This is a genomic window from Clostridium sp. SY8519 (assembly GCF_000270305.1).
In the GTDB taxonomy this organism is placed as follows: Bacteria; Bacillota; Clostridia; order Lachnospirales; family Lachnospiraceae; genus SY8519.
In genome coordinates, this window is the sequence record NC_015737.1 from 2,197,196 (window position 1) to 2,210,780 (window position 13,585).

Sequence of the window (13,585 nt, forward strand, 5' to 3'; positions counted from 1 at the left end):
ACTTGCGCAAAAACAGGAAAGCGTGTATGATTTCTGGTATGAACGTAAAAAACAATGAAAATAAAAATTTCATCAAAACAGGAATTTCTGTGCTCGCAATGCTGGGAATCATTACGGTTATGATCGGGCTGTCGCAGATTCTCGGGGAAAAGGAGATTATTTTCCCGGAGATTGCAGCGTTATCCGCCGGACTTTTCCTTGCGCCGAAACGAAGCTGGCAGGTAAGCGGTATCCGCATGATTGTGCTGATTTCTGTCTGTGCGGTCTGCGGGGTAGCCATCGTCAGATATGTGCCGTTTCCGCTGCTGGGGCAGATGATCCTGGCATTCGCGGTCTGCCAGGTGATCCTGGGGTTCAGCCGTACCACATTTGCACCGATGATATCGGCTATGGTGCTGCCGGTGCTTCTGCAGACTGATCAGTGGATCTATCCGCTGGCCGCGTCCGGCCTGACCGCTTTGATCGTACTGCTGTACCGGCTTCTGATCCATGCCGGAGTTTGCAAAGCAGAGACCTATGAGCCGGTGCCGGATCGGGCCGGATGGCTGGATGCAGGCAAGCGTGTGCTTCTTGCCGCCGGTTTGGTGATCGTATTTCTTGCCGCCGGCTGGCAGTTCTGTGTCGCGCCGCCCCTGCTTGTGGCTTTTCAAGAGTTTTCCAATCCCCGGAGCAAAGCCCGGAACGTACCGGTGAAAACGGTGGCAGTCATTGCAGCCTGTGCGGGGATCGGCGCCTATGGCCGGCTGTTTTTAACCGAGACGGCAGGTGTGCCGCTGACTCTGACGGCCGTGCTCACAGCGGCAGGGACCGCGGCTGTGCTTCTGGGCGGGAAACTGTATCTGCCGCCGGCGGGAGCCCTGGCGATTCTGCCGATGCTTCTGCCCGCTGCGGCCCTTGCGCTTTATCCGGTGATGGTTCTGGGAGGAGCTTCCGCCATGATGCTTCTGGCCCGGCTGTTTTTCCGCACGGAAGATGCGGCAGAATCCGCTGCAGAGGCGGAAGGTTCCGCTTATTGGAAGACGCATACCGCCCGGGACGGTGTTTCCTCCGGTACGTATTAATCGCGTCAGCACATCTGCATACAGGAAAGATATCCCCTGGGATGTCGGACGGTTCTGTCATAGGGAATCAGCCGGTATCCCGGGGGTTTCTGCTGCCGCCGGAAGACTTTCGGCAGCGGGAACGGTGCCGGCAGGTACTGTACAAGAAGACGGAAACAGAGTAAAATTGAAATGTTATGGTCCTGATGCCGTTTTGACAGCGTGTTTCGGCAGAAGGACAAAATGATCTGAAACAAGGAGACAGCGGATTGAATATCTTATCGTTGGAAAATATATCAAAATCTTATTCCGAGCGGCCCCTGCTGGACCAGACGTCCTTTTTCCTTCAGGAAGGAGACAAAGTGGGAATTGTCGGCGTAAACGGAACCGGCAAATCTACACTTCTGAAGATTGCGGCAGGTCTGGAGGAACCGGATGCCGGCAGCCGGATTACAGCCAGTCATGCGGTGATCCAGTATCTGCCGCAGATGCCGGAATTTCCCGCGGATATGACGATTATCGAACATGTGCGCGCGGTGATGCAGAAGGCCGTCAGCTGGGATATGGAAGGAGAAGTCCGGGCCATGCTGGACCGGCTGGAGATCTGGAATCTGCAGCAGAAAATCGGGGAGCTGTCCGGCGGCCAGCGCAAACGGCTTGCCCTGGCAGAAGTCCTGTTGAAGCCCTGTGACATTCTGATTCTGGATGAGCCCACCAACCATCTGGACCTGTGGATGGCGGAATGGCTGGAAACCTATCTGAAGGGATACCGGGGCAGTCTGATGATGGTTACCCATGACCGCTATTTCCTGGACAGTGTATCCAACCGCATCGTGGAAGTGGATAAGGGAAAAATCTACAATTACGATGCCGGTTATTCCGGCTTCCTGGAACTGAAGCAGGAACGGGAGGAAATGGCGCAGGCAGCGGAGCGCAAACGCCAGTCCCTGCTGCGGGTGGAACTGGAATGGGTCCGCCGGGGCGCCCGTGCCCGATCCACAAAACAGAAGGCCCATCTGCAGCGCTACGAAAATCTGAAAAATCAGAGCGGGCCGGTGCAGGACCGTCAGGTGGAGATGGACTCCGTGTCGTCGCGTATGGGAAACACGACCATAGAGATTCGCAGTCTGTGCAAAAGCTACGGGGACCGCACACTGATCCGGGATTTTTCCTATATCTTTCTGAAACATGACCGGATCGGATTTGTCGGACACAACGGATGCGGCAAGACGACCCTGATGAAAATGCTTGTGGGCGCCCTGCAGCCGGATTCCGGCGAAATTCTTGTGGGTCAGACGATAAAGATCGGCTATTACAGCCAGGAGGTTACCTTTGACCCGAGCCGAAAAACCGGAAATAAGGCAGACGCGGCTTATATGGATCCTGAGCTGCGGGTGATTGACTATATCCGGGACACGGCGGAGTATGTCCGGACAAAGGACGGGCTCATCAGTGCCTCCGCCATGCTGGAACGCTTCCTGTTTCCGCCGGAAGAGCAGTACAGCAGGATCGGCAAGCTGTCCGGCGGGGAACGCCGCAGACTGAATCTTCTGCGTGTGCTGATGGAAGCGCCCAATGTGCTGATTTTGGATGAACCCACCAATGATCTGGATATTACGACCCTGACCATTCTGGAAGACTATCTGGACCGTTTCAGCGGAATCGTCATCACGGTATCCCATGACAGATATTTTCTGGACCGGGTCGTCCGCAGAATCTTCGCCTTTGAAGAAAACGGCCGCCTGGTGCAGTATGAGGGAGGCTATACGGATTATCAGCGGAAAGCAGGGGAAAAAGCCCTGATGGATACAGGACGGGATACCGGAGCGTCCCATCGTGCCGGCAGCGGATCCGGCGGGCGGATCACAGATGCCGACGGGCATGTGCTGAGCGGAAAAGCGGCCTATCAGGCACAGAAAAAGCAGGAGAAAAAACTGAAATTTTCCTATCAGGAACAGCGGGAATACGACACTATTGAAGAGGAAATCGCCGCGCTGGAAGAAAAAATGGAACAGCTGGATGCGGAAATGGCCCATCATGCCAGCGACTATCCGAAGCTCAGAGAACTGACAGAGAAAAAAGAAAAAACAGAAGCAGCATTGACTCAGAAAATGGAACGGTGGGAGTATCTGGAAGAACTGGCGGAAAAAATCGCCGCGCAGAACACTTCCGCATAAACATTTCTGCCGGACAGCAGTCTGTCCGGCAGAAGTGCTCGTCCGGTAATCGTCTGTCCGGCGGAAACGTTTTCTCGGCAATCGTCTGTCCGGCAGAAGTGTTCGCCCGGAAAAATGTCAGTCCAGATTGGAGGCAAAGTTGCCGAGCACCCGGAGATCGTGGGACATTAAAGACAGTTCGTGGATGACTTCATCCATCCCGCTGCTCATCAGATCACCGCTGAATTCGATGAAAAACATGTATTCCCAGTTGTGCTCAAGAATCGGCCGGGACTCCAGACGCACCAGGTTGATTCCGTGCACGGCAAAGACTGTGAGGATATCATGCAGGGAACCGGAGGCGTGGGTGGCCGTCAGGGAGATGCAGATTTTATCTCTGCGGTCCCGCAGCTCCATCCGGGGAGAAATCACGACAAACCGGGTCGTATTGTGGGTGTTGGAATTGATGGTTTCTTTGAGGATCTTCAGACCGTAGAGCTCCGCCGCCCGGGAAGAACAGATGGCGGCAGCGTGGGGATCTTTGGTCTCGGCGACCATCTTCGCGCTTCCGGCAGTGTCTGCCTGGGGCACCTGCTTCCATTCCGGGTGAGCGTTGAGATACTGTTCACACTGAAACAGCCCCTGTTCATGGGAATAGACCGTGCGGATATCTTCCAGCTTTACACCCGGGAGCGCCATCAGGTTATGACTGACGTGAACCGTGGTCTCGCCGACAAAAAAGTAATTATAGACAGACAGCAGGTCATAGACCTGGCGGATGGCGCCGCTTGTGGAGTTTTCGATCGGGAGGATGGCATAATCTGCCGCGCCGCTTTTTAACGCCTCAAAGGTATCCTCAAACTGATACAGTCCCCTGGCCCGGACGTTCGGGCCGAAGAAGTCGATGGCGGCCATTTCGCTGTAGGCGCCGGGTTCCCCCTGATAGACCACGGTTGGGTCTTCCACCGGAAGCCGGCGGGATTCCAGGGCGTGCAGATAGGCGCCGTAGGTTTTGCCGGGAAACTGTCCGTTCGTGCTTTCTGCCTGACTGGTGTCTTTAAGCAGTTCCATTTTTCGTTTCATTAAATGCACGATCTGCCGGTTGACTTCGCCAATGGCACCGTGCAGCTGATCAAGTGAATGCATAGCTGTTCTCCTGGATACAATTTTACTGTCCCCTATGATAGCATAAAACCATCGGAATCACAAAGGGAGGAAACCGAATGACTGACCTGCAGATCATGTACTTTCTTACAACGGCCAAAAACAAAAGCTTTTCCAAAGCAGCCCGGGAACTGTATGTCTCACAGCCTGCGGTCAGCCGCCAGATCCTGAGCCTGGAAAAGGAGCTTGGCGTGACGCTGTTTGCCCGGGAGGCCAGGCAGGTGAAACTGACGGAAAGCGGGCGGATGTTTTACGATTTCTTTGAAAAATACCGGGCGGATCTGATGGATCTGAAAATGCGTGCCAGAATCCGTGAACAGTCAGAAAAACGGATTCTCCGGTTCGGCATTATAAAAAACTGGGATTTATCCAGACTGGTGGTGCCTCTGCTGCGCCGGTTTTCCGAAATACATCCGGACGTGCAGGTGGAGATTGACAGTTATGAGCCGCACCAGGTGCGGGAATTGCTGCAATATGGAAAAGAAGACGTGATCCTGTCCATTGAGGCGGATACTGCCGGCGACTGCATGATCCGGGATCAGGTCATAGCCCATCTGCCCCGGGTGCTTCTGTACAATGAGCTGACCCGGCCGGAGACAGAGGGAATTCCACGTCCGGAAGATTTTAAAAAAAGTGTGTTTCTGGTGTCTTCCAGCGGGGATTATGACTATGTGGCGGACACCGTGCGCAGTATCTGCAAGCCCTATGGATTTACACCGACGCTGCATCCGGTGACCAGTGTGGACGCGATGATTGTCGGCGTGCAGTGCGGGATGGGCGTAGCCCTGGTGGACAGCTGGAACCGGGCACTGGGGGACGAGGCGTTTTCCAGCATTCAGCTCAATACTTCCCATGAGCTGCATCTGCTGTGCCGGGCGGATCCGTCGGATTCGGTGATGGAAGACTTTATCCGGGAAATCAGGGGGCTTGTATAACGATATGGTTATAATGAAGCAGGTTTTGTTATTTGACGCTTCCGGAAATCTGGCATAAAATAAAATCAAAATGTTATGACAAGGAGGAAACGGTATGGCTGATATGTTTTACGCAAAAGGCGCCGGAAACAATGGCTACATTAAGAACCTGGAAGTCCTGGATTTCAATAATCTGGACGGACAGTGCGGCATGTTTCAGATGCAGCTGTATAAGACAGCGGCAGGCAAGTATTATCTGTACGGTTCATGCTTTGGCGGATCCCACCAGAACGGGGTGATGATCTCAGAAATCACCGATCCGGAGCATACCCGATTTGTGAAATACTTCGAACTGCTGGATCCGGAAGAATATCCGACCACATCCTGCCCGAAACTGCAGGTGGCAGACGATCTTCTGATCTGCGCGCAGACAGCGGGATCCGGTCCGGGTGCCCTGGTGGAGCAGAGTGAACTGCAGAATATGAAGTGTCAGGTAGGCATCCGCATCTATTCCCTGAAGGAAGATCCGGAAAATCCCAGATTCCTGGGATACTGGGACTGCGGGGTTCCGCATTCCATCGGGGTCCATCGTTTTATGTACAATGGCGGACCTTATGTATACCTGTCCTGCGAACATGACCGTTTTGAAGGAATGATTATGCGGATCGTGGACATTTCCGATCCCGCGAACCCGAAGGAAGTGGGCAACTGGTGGTCACCAGAGCAGTTTGTTGACGGATATCCGGGCAGAACCGTGGACCATCACGCAGCGCATGTACCTGCGTTCATGGACAAGGGCTGGATGCACGGACCGCCATTCCGCAGAGATGACGGAATCATGATGTGCGGATACGGCGGAGACGGCCTGTATGTTCTGGATACCAAGGATGTTACCCGCCCGCGCTGCATCGGACATCTGCAGCTGCAGCCCACGTTCTCCAGTCATCTGGCCGGTGCCCGTACCCATACGGCCCTGCCGCTTCCGGGCAGAGATCTGGTAGTGGTAACCAATGAGGGAGAGCGGTTCCAGTTCTTCCCGCCGGGATCCATCAAGGAAGCCCAGGCGCTGAACAACATCCACATGGTGGATGTGCGGGATCCTTCCAATCCGACACTGATTGCGGAATTCCCGTATCCGGAAGTACCGGAAGATTTTCCGTACCCGAATTTCAATATCATGAATCTGGAATGCCAGGGACCCTTTGGCCCGCATAACCTGCACGAGCCCATGAGCAACAAGCCATGGCTGGAGCAGCGCGGCGACCGGGTATACTGCTGCTACTTCGCGGCCGGACTGCGGATTTATGATGTATCGGATCCTTACTATATTAAGGAGCTGGCATATTTCATTCCGCCGAATCCGAACAAAACACCGGAAGAATCCTATTTCCCCGGATTCCCGGGACCCCGCAACGCAGTTACGGAAGACTGCTGTGTGGATGACCGCGGATACATTTACGTCACCTGTCTGGATGACGGATTCTATGTGCTGAAACGCACGGGAAAAGCAGACAGCTGATCCTGTTTCCGATTTGATTGAAAAGAAAAAGACCGGCGCCGGCGGATCGTGAAAGATCCGGCCGGCGCCGGCCTTTTTGAAAAATTGGAACAAGCCAAGCAGAGAACAGATAAGCGCAGGGAAAGGCAGCGGATCCCTTGCACTGAGTGGTATACATTGGCAAGTATACTGGTATACTGCCTGCTCATGGATTGACGTTGCCGGGGAATTTTAGTATCATTTAGCGGATACAAGGCATAGATACTTATTATTGTGAGATTGTTTTCTGGAACAAACAAGGAGTATATTTTGAAAAAGAAACCATTTGTCAGCCTGGATCAGGTGAAAGAAATTGTAAAAACCTACCCGACGCCGTTTCATATTTATGATGAAAAGGGAATGCGTGAAAACGCAGAAGCAGTGAAGGAGGCCTTCGCATGGAACAAGGGCTTCCGGGAATACTTTGCCGTTAAGGCAGAGCCAAACCCGTTCATCATGGAGATCTTCAAGGAATACGGCTGCGGCGCGGACTGCTCCTCCATGGCGGAACTGGAGCTGTCCCATGCGGTGGGACTCACCGGCGATGCCATCATGTTTTCCTCAAACGATACACCGGCCGAAGAGTTTGTACGGGCGAAAGAACTGGGCGCCATCATCAACCTGGATGATTTTACCCATATTGAATATTTTGAAAAAGTGGCAGGCCCCTTCCCGAAAAAAATGTGTCTGCGCTATAATCCGGGCGGCGTGTATCAGTTAAGCAACGGAATCATGGACAATCCGGGAGATTCCAAATACGGACTGACGAAGGAACAGCTGATTGAAGGCTACCGTATCCTGAAGGAGAAGGGTGTGGAAGAGTTTGGCCTGCATTCCTTCCTGGTAAGCAACACAGTCACCAATGACTACTATCCGGAACTGGCGAAAACACTGTTTGATGTCTGTGTGGAAGTCAAGGAAAAAACCGGTGTGGAAATCAGCTTCGTCAATCTGTCCGGCGGTGTGGGTATCCCCTATGAACCGGACCAGACCCCGAATGACATCCGCGTCATCGGCGCAGGCGTAGAGCGTGTGTTCAATGAAGTCATGGTGCCTGCCGGACTGGGCAATGCAGCTATTTACACGGAAATGGGCCGGTTTATGACAGGCCCTTACGGTGGACTGGTGACCCGGGCGATCCATGAGAAGCATATCTATAAGGAATACATCGGTGTGGATGCCTGCGCGGCGAACCTGATGCGTCCGGCCATGTACGGTTCCTATCATCACATTACCGTGCTGGGCAAGGAAGATGCGGCATGTGACCACAAATACGACGTTACCGGTTCCCTGTGTGAGAATAATGACAAATTTGCGGTAGACCGGATGCTGCCGAAGATTGACATGGGGGATTATCTGTTTATTCATGACACCGGGGCCCACGGATTTGCCATGGGTTACAACTACAACGGACGCCTGCATTCGGCAGAACTGCTTCTGAAGACCGACGGCAGTGTGCAGCTGATCCGGCGGGCTCAAACCCTGGAAGATTATTTTGCCACCTTTGATGTATTTGATCAGTACAAACAGCTGGCCGGCAAATAATCGTATTGTAATGATTGACGCTGAAAAGTCTGCAGCCGATATGCTGCAGACTTTTTGACATCAGGATACAAAATATGAAATATTAGAATGGAAACACAAAAGATGACAACGTATTGACAAGTTTTCCATGTTTTGATACTATTATGTTCGGGTTAAGGCTCAACGAGTATTCAACTGAAGAAACTTCATCGCAAAAGCGTATTTGCATGCCGCTGTGGCGGAATTGGCAGACGCACTTGACTCAAAATCAAGCGGGTAACCGTGCCGGTTCGAGTCCGGCCAGCGGCATTCCGGTGCACATCGGAACTCAGAAGCTACAGAGACAGGCTTCTGAGTTCTTTTACGTAAGAGGGAAATTTAATTTCTTAGGTGATAGTTCGGGGTGCTTCTCGCATCAGCCGTATCATGTGTCGTATCGCATAATACATTGTGCCGCACAGGGATGTGATCGGTGGGTACAGTTGGATATTTCGCTGGTATACAAAGGAGGACGGTATGGTAGACAAACACGACAGGTATTATTTGACTCCGGCCGAGAAGCTGGTCATGCGTATTATCTGGCTGTCAGACAAGGAAATGGTGCTGAATGAAATACTGCGTGCATGCAATGAGCAGTATGGGAAAAACTGGAAATCTCAGACAGTCAGTACCTATCTGAGCCACCTGGTTCAGAAAGAGTATCTGTGCATGGAGCGAAATGGCAAGTACTGTCAGTATAAACCGATTGTCACAGTGGTCGAGTATCTGCGGTATGACGCAGGCAATTTTTCGGATTACTGGGGCGTGGACAGGGAGCGGTTCAAGGATTTTGTAAGAGAAGAATCGAAATCCCCGGACAGTGAAGGCAAGCATCTGGTGAATCGGATCTGAGCAGTTTCGGAAACCTTTCGGAAGTCGTCGTTTGATGAAAAACGACGGCTTTTTTCATGTGTCGGATTCTTTGAATGAAAATAATTCATCGACAAAATGAAAAGAATTCAGGAATATTATTTACTTTCAGGCTCTGCTTGCTATAATAGTTGCAGTGCGCAAAAACACAGAGGAAATATTGTTTGAAAGCATGTCGGGAAACGGCAGAATGGAGATAAGAATTATGAGCAAAGGGATTGAGATCCGCTGGCATGGCCGCGGCGGCCAGGGAGCCAAGACAGCAGCGCTCCTGCTGGCAGATGTAGCATTCAAGACCGGAAAACAGGTACAGGGATTTCCGGAATACGGGCCGGAGCGCATGGGCGCGCCAATTACCGCTTATAACAGGATCAGTGAGGAAGAGATCCGTGTGCATTCCAATATCTACGATCCGGATTATGTGGCCGTCGTGGATGAAACCCTGCTTCATTCCGTGGATGTAACTGCCGGTCTCAGCGAACAGGGCGCCATTATCGTCAATTCGCCCCGGTCCGCCCGGGAAGTGGCGGCGGAACTGCCGGATTATCACGGAAAAGTGGTAACCATTGATGCCAGAAAGATTTCCGAGGAGACACTGGGAAAAAATTTCCCGAATTCCCCCATGCTGGCTGCGGTAGTGGCAGTCACCCAGGTGATGAACCGGGAGGAGTTTCTCCGGGAAATGCGTGCATCCTATGGTCATAAATTTGCCAAGAAACCGGAAGTGATCGAGGGAAACATGCGGGCCCTGGAGAGAACCCTGGCGATTCTGCAGGCATAGGAAGCAGACAGAAGCAGGAAAAACAGCACAGACAGATATGAGTAGGGAGAACCGATGAGAACGGATATTTCAAAAATCAGCAAACAGACGCCCCATACCGGACTGACCGAGGGGCTGATGGTATTCAATGGCGGAACCGCAAAAGAATTCCGGACCGGAGAATGGAGAAATAATACACCGATATGGAAGGCAGAGCAGTGCAAACAGTGTCTGCTCTGTACGCCCTGCTGCCCGGACGGCAGCATTCCGGTGGTCAATGGAAAACGGAGAGACTTTGATTTCTATCACTGCAAAGGATGCGGCATCTGCGCCCAGGTATGTCCGTTTGACGCAATTGAAATGAAGGAGGGTGTGGAGTAATGGCAGAGAACAAGCAGGTATGCAGACCGATTTCGGAGCGGTTATCCGGAAATGAAGCAGTGGCGTATGCCATCCGTCAGGTAAATCCCGATGTGATGCCGGCGTTTCCCATCACGCCCTCCACGGAGATTCCCCAGATGGTGTCCACCTATATCGCCAACGGACAGATGGAGACAGAATTTATCCCGGTGGAAAGCGAGCATTCTGCCATGAGCGCTGCCATCGGCGCCTCCGCTGCCGGTGCCCGTACCATGACGGCCACATCCTCCGCCGGGCTGGCGCTGATGTGGGAGGAACTGCTGATGGCAGCTTCCAATCGGCTGCCGATCGTCCTAACCCTGGTGAACCGCACCCTGTCCGGGCCGATCAACATCAACTGCGACCATACGGACGGCATGGGAGCCCGGGATACCGGCTGGATCCAGATCTATGCGGAAAACAATCAGGAAGTCTATGATAATTATATCCAGGCCTTCCGGATTGCGGAGCATAAAGATGTGCACCTGCCCATTATGATCTGCCAGGACGGATTTATCACCAGTCACGCGGTGCAGAATATCAGCCTGATGCCGGACGAACCGGTGCGGGAGTTTGTGGGAACTTATGAACCGGAAGAATTTCTGCTGAATCCGCACCGGCCGGTATCCGCAGGACCGTACGCAGAGACGGATTTTGTGATGGAAGCGCGGAAAAACCAGCGGCAGGCCATGGAAAATGCCAAACAGGTGATTCTGGATGTGGGCCGGGAATACGGCGGGATTTCCGGCAGGGAATATGGCCTGTTTGAGGCCTACCGCACGGAGGACGCGGACTGTATCATGCTTTTGATGGGATCCGCGGCCGGGACTGCCAAAGAAGCAGTGGATGAACTGCGGGAACAGGAGAAAAAGGTCGGCGTGCTGAAGCTGAGGGTATTCCGGCCGTTTCCGGCAGAAGAAATTGCGGAAGTATTAAAAGGCGCAAAGGCGGCAGCGATTCTGGACCGTTCGGAAAGCTACAGCGGCGGAGCCGGCGTGCTTGGAAGCGAAGTCATGGCTGCCCTGTACCGGGCCCATGCGGATACCCTGGCGGTAAATTACGTATACGGCCTGGGCGGCCGGGACTTTACCACCGCTGACGCTGCCGGCGTGTTTGCGGAGCTGGAAGAGGCGCTGACCGGCGGCACAGAGATCCCGCAGTACCAGTATATCGGATTGAGACAGTAGAGGAGGAGTGAGACGATGGCATCGTATAATTTTAAAGAAGTAATGAGCAAACCGGAGCGCTTCTCCCCGGGACACAGAATGTGTCCGGGCTGCGGCGCCCCCCTTGCGGTCCGTGCGGTCCTGCGGGCCCTGCATGAAGAGGATCAGGCAGTGATTGCCAATGCCACCGGCTGTATGGAAGTGTCCACCTTCATGTATCCGTATACTGCGTGGGAAGACAGCTATATCCACAATGCCTTTGAGAATGCGGGCGCAACTTTAAGCGGTGTGGAGACTGCTTACCGTGCGCTGCGAAAACGGGGAAGACTGCCGCAGCAGGAGCGGTTTAAATTTATTGCCTTCGGCGGGGACGGCGGCACCTATGATATCGGGTTCCAGTCCCTGTCCGGAGCCATGGAGCGCAACCATGATCTGGTTTATGTGTGTTATGACAACGGCGCTTATATGAATACCGGTATCCAGCGTTCCTCGGCGACTCCGATGTTTGCGGATTCCACCACCACACCGGTGGGCACAGAATCCAACGGAAAACTGCAGCCCAGAAAGGATCTGACGGCGATTATTGCGGACCATCGGGTTCCTTATGTGGCGCAGACTACATTCCTGGGAAACTTCAGCGATATTCACAGAAAAGCGGAAAAAGCCATTTATACAGAAGGCGCGGCTTTTTTAAATGTTATGGCTCCCTGCCCGCGGGGATGGCGCTATGAGACCGGGGATCTGATGAAAATCTGCCGGCTTGCGGCAGATACCTGCTACTGGCCGCTGTTTGAAGTGGAGCAGGACCGGTGGCGCCTGACCTATGAACCGAAGAAAAAGCTTCCGGTGGAAGACTTCCTCCGGTCACAGGGAAGGTTCCGGCATTTGTTCCGGCCGGAAAATGAACATCTGATAGAACAGTTCCAGAAAGAAGTGGACAGGCGCTGGGAGGATCTGCTGTATCAATGCGCGCGGTAAGGGCTTGATGCGGGGCGGGTTCTCCGGAAATGGAGGAAACAGGCGATGACATTATTATCCTATCAGGTATTTCAGACGGTTGTGAAACAGGGGAGTTTTCAGAAGGCGGCAGAAATGCTGAATCTGACCCCTTCCGCAGTGAGCCATGCGGTGGCTTCCATGGAAAAAAGCCTGGGCTTTTCTCTGTTTGTGCGGAGCAAAAACGGGATTTCCCTGACCAATTACGGCGCCCAGCTGATGCCTTATATCAATGCGGTGCTGAACAGTGAGGAAAGTCTGCAGCAGGCGGTGAGCGCGCTGAACGGACTGCAGCACGGGACGGTAAAAGTCGGCTGCTTTTCCAGCGTGTGCACCAACTGGATGGCGGATATTATCCACAGGTTTCAGCGGGAACATCCGGCGATTGCCATAGAGGTATACCAGGGAACCTACGCGGATGTGTCCTACTGGATCAAAAACGGCGTGGTGGACTTTGGCTTCCTGTCAGTGTCTTCTGCGGGGGATCTGCCCATCGAACCGCTCTGTGAAGATCCGCTGCTCTGTATTACATCGGTGCATTATCAGAAGGAGCAGCCCTCCGAGCATATGAGCATTGAAGAGATGAAAAACCAGGTGTTTGTATCTCAGATGGAGACCACAGACGCGGATATTGTGAATTACATGAAAGTGAACGGACTGAATGTACAGTCCTCCTATCATGTGGTGGATGACCTGTCCACCATCGCGATGGTATCCGAAGGGTTCGGGATCTGTATCATGCCGGAGATGGTCATGAAGGATATATCCTATCCGGTGCGCATGTATCCGCTGGAACCGGAAGCCAGCCGGATCATCGGTGTATCCGCGCTGGATCCGGATTTTATGGCTCCGGCCGCCAGACTCCTGTATGAGCAGGTGATCCATACCTATCAGAATCTGTAAAAAACACGTCTTTTCCGCTGTATGGCAGAAAGGGCAGAAGAAGAAAAATAACGCGCTGTCCGGCAGGCTTTTGGAGTCCTGCCGGACAGCGCGTTTCTTTTGGTTCTTAGAAATGCA

General features: G+C 53.1%; 12 protein-coding genes and 1 tRNA gene. 12 read left to right on the top strand and 1 reads right to left on the bottom strand.

The features are described 5' to 3' along the window. Positions 1-26: 26 nt before the first annotated feature. Both CXIVA_RS10255 and CXIVA_RS10260 read left to right on the top strand, forming a co-directional pair. Positions 27-1,061, top strand: coding sequence for a hypothetical protein (locus CXIVA_RS10255; RefSeq protein WP_013977961.1), 1,035 nt, complete (start codon positions 27-29; stop codon positions 1,059-1,061). Between the two features lie 248 nt (positions 1,062-1,309). Beyond that, positions 1,310-3,217 carry an ABC-F family ATP-binding cassette domain-containing protein gene (locus CXIVA_RS10260; RefSeq protein ID WP_013977962.1) on the top strand — a complete coding sequence of 636 codons (1,908 nt, stop codon included), beginning with the start codon at positions 1,310-1,312 and terminating at the stop codon, positions 3,215-3,217. Between the two features lie 117 nt (positions 3,218-3,334). Here CXIVA_RS10260 and CXIVA_RS10265 read toward each other — a convergent pair whose 3' ends face one another. Next, complete coding sequence (locus CXIVA_RS10265; protein ID WP_013977963.1) at positions 3,335-4,342, bottom strand: prephenate dehydratase; 1,008 nt, start codon at positions 4,340-4,342, stop codon at positions 3,335-3,337. 77 nt (positions 4,343-4,419) lie between these two features. On the opposite strand from CXIVA_RS10265, the gene CXIVA_RS10270 reads away from it, so the two are divergent. From CXIVA_RS10270 to CXIVA_RS10315, 10 genes are all read left to right on the top strand, one after another. Next, entirely contained in the window at positions 4,420-5,295 is an 876-nt protein-coding gene (locus CXIVA_RS10270; RefSeq protein WP_013977964.1) for a LysR family transcriptional regulator, read from the top strand. A gap of 94 nt (positions 5,296-5,389) precedes the next feature. Next, positions 5,390-6,793, top strand: coding sequence for a hypothetical protein (locus tag CXIVA_RS10275; protein WP_013977965.1), 1,404 nt, complete (start codon positions 5,390-5,392; stop codon positions 6,791-6,793). Positions 6,794-7,081: 288 nt separating this feature from the next. After that, positions 7,082-8,356, top strand: coding sequence for a diaminopimelate decarboxylase (locus tag CXIVA_RS10280; RefSeq protein ID WP_013977966.1), 1,275 nt, complete (start codon positions 7,082-7,084; stop codon positions 8,354-8,356). A gap of 208 nt (positions 8,357-8,564) precedes the next feature. Next, positions 8,565-8,644, top strand: a tRNA-Leu gene (locus CXIVA_RS10285). A 207-nt stretch (positions 8,645-8,851) separates the two neighbouring features. After that, positions 8,852-9,226, top strand: a complete 375-nt coding sequence (locus CXIVA_RS13530; protein WP_013977967.1) for a BlaI/MecI/CopY family transcriptional regulator — start codon at positions 8,852-8,854, stop codon at positions 9,224-9,226. A gap of 223 nt (positions 9,227-9,449) precedes the next feature. Further along, complete coding sequence (locus CXIVA_RS10295) at positions 9,450-10,025, top strand: 2-oxoacid:acceptor oxidoreductase family protein (protein ID WP_013977968.1); 576 nt, start codon at positions 9,450-9,452, stop codon at positions 10,023-10,025. 54 nt (positions 10,026-10,079) lie between these two features. Further along, the gene (locus tag CXIVA_RS10300; RefSeq protein ID WP_013977969.1) at positions 10,080-10,385 is read left to right on the top strand and encodes a 4Fe-4S binding protein; all 306 of its coding nucleotides are present in this window, start codon (positions 10,080-10,082) and stop codon (positions 10,383-10,385) included. Beyond that, a complete protein-coding gene (porA, locus tag CXIVA_RS10305; RefSeq protein WP_013977970.1) occupies positions 10,385-11,590 on the top strand; it encodes a 2-ketoisovalerate ferredoxin oxidoreductase subunit alpha in 1,206 nt (401 codons plus the stop codon). Before CXIVA_RS10300 ends, porA begins: the two co-directional genes overlap by 1 nt. 15 nt (positions 11,591-11,605) lie before the next feature. Continuing rightward, entirely contained in the window at positions 11,606-12,547 is a 942-nt protein-coding gene (locus CXIVA_RS10310) for a thiamine pyrophosphate-dependent enzyme (RefSeq protein WP_013977971.1), read from the top strand. Between the two features lie 45 nt (positions 12,548-12,592). Then, positions 12,593-13,468 carry a LysR family transcriptional regulator gene (locus tag CXIVA_RS10315; protein WP_013977972.1) on the top strand — a complete coding sequence of 292 codons (876 nt, stop codon included), beginning with the start codon at positions 12,593-12,595 and terminating at the stop codon, positions 13,466-13,468. Positions 13,469-13,585 lie beyond the last annotated feature (117 nt).

Coding starts and splice junctions, on each gene's coding strand:
- CXIVA_RS10310 (WP_013977971.1), top strand. CDS start 11,606: ATGGCATCGTATAATTTTAAAGAAGTAATGAGCAAACCGGAGCGCTTC.
- CXIVA_RS13530 (WP_013977967.1), top strand. CDS start 8,852: ATGGTAGACAAACACGACAGGTATTATTTGACTCCGGCCGAGAAGCTG.
- porA (WP_013977970.1), top strand. CDS start 10,385: ATGGCAGAGAACAAGCAGGTATGCAGACCGATTTCGGAGCGGTTATCC.
- CXIVA_RS10275 (WP_013977965.1), top strand. CDS start 5,390: ATGGCTGATATGTTTTACGCAAAAGGCGCCGGAAACAATGGCTACATT.
- CXIVA_RS10270 (WP_013977964.1), top strand. CDS start 4,420: ATGACTGACCTGCAGATCATGTACTTTCTTACAACGGCCAAAAACAAA.
- CXIVA_RS10265 (WP_013977963.1), bottom strand. CDS start 4,342: ATGCATTCACTTGATCAGCTGCACGGTGCCATTGGCGAAGTCAACCGG.
- CXIVA_RS10315 (WP_013977972.1), top strand. CDS start 12,593: ATGACATTATTATCCTATCAGGTATTTCAGACGGTTGTGAAACAGGGG.
- CXIVA_RS10255 (WP_013977961.1), top strand. CDS start 27: ATGATTTCTGGTATGAACGTAAAAAACAATGAAAATAAAAATTTCATC.
- CXIVA_RS10295 (WP_013977968.1), top strand. CDS start 9,450: ATGAGCAAAGGGATTGAGATCCGCTGGCATGGCCGCGGCGGCCAGGGA.
- CXIVA_RS10300 (WP_013977969.1), top strand. CDS start 10,080: ATGAGAACGGATATTTCAAAAATCAGCAAACAGACGCCCCATACCGGA.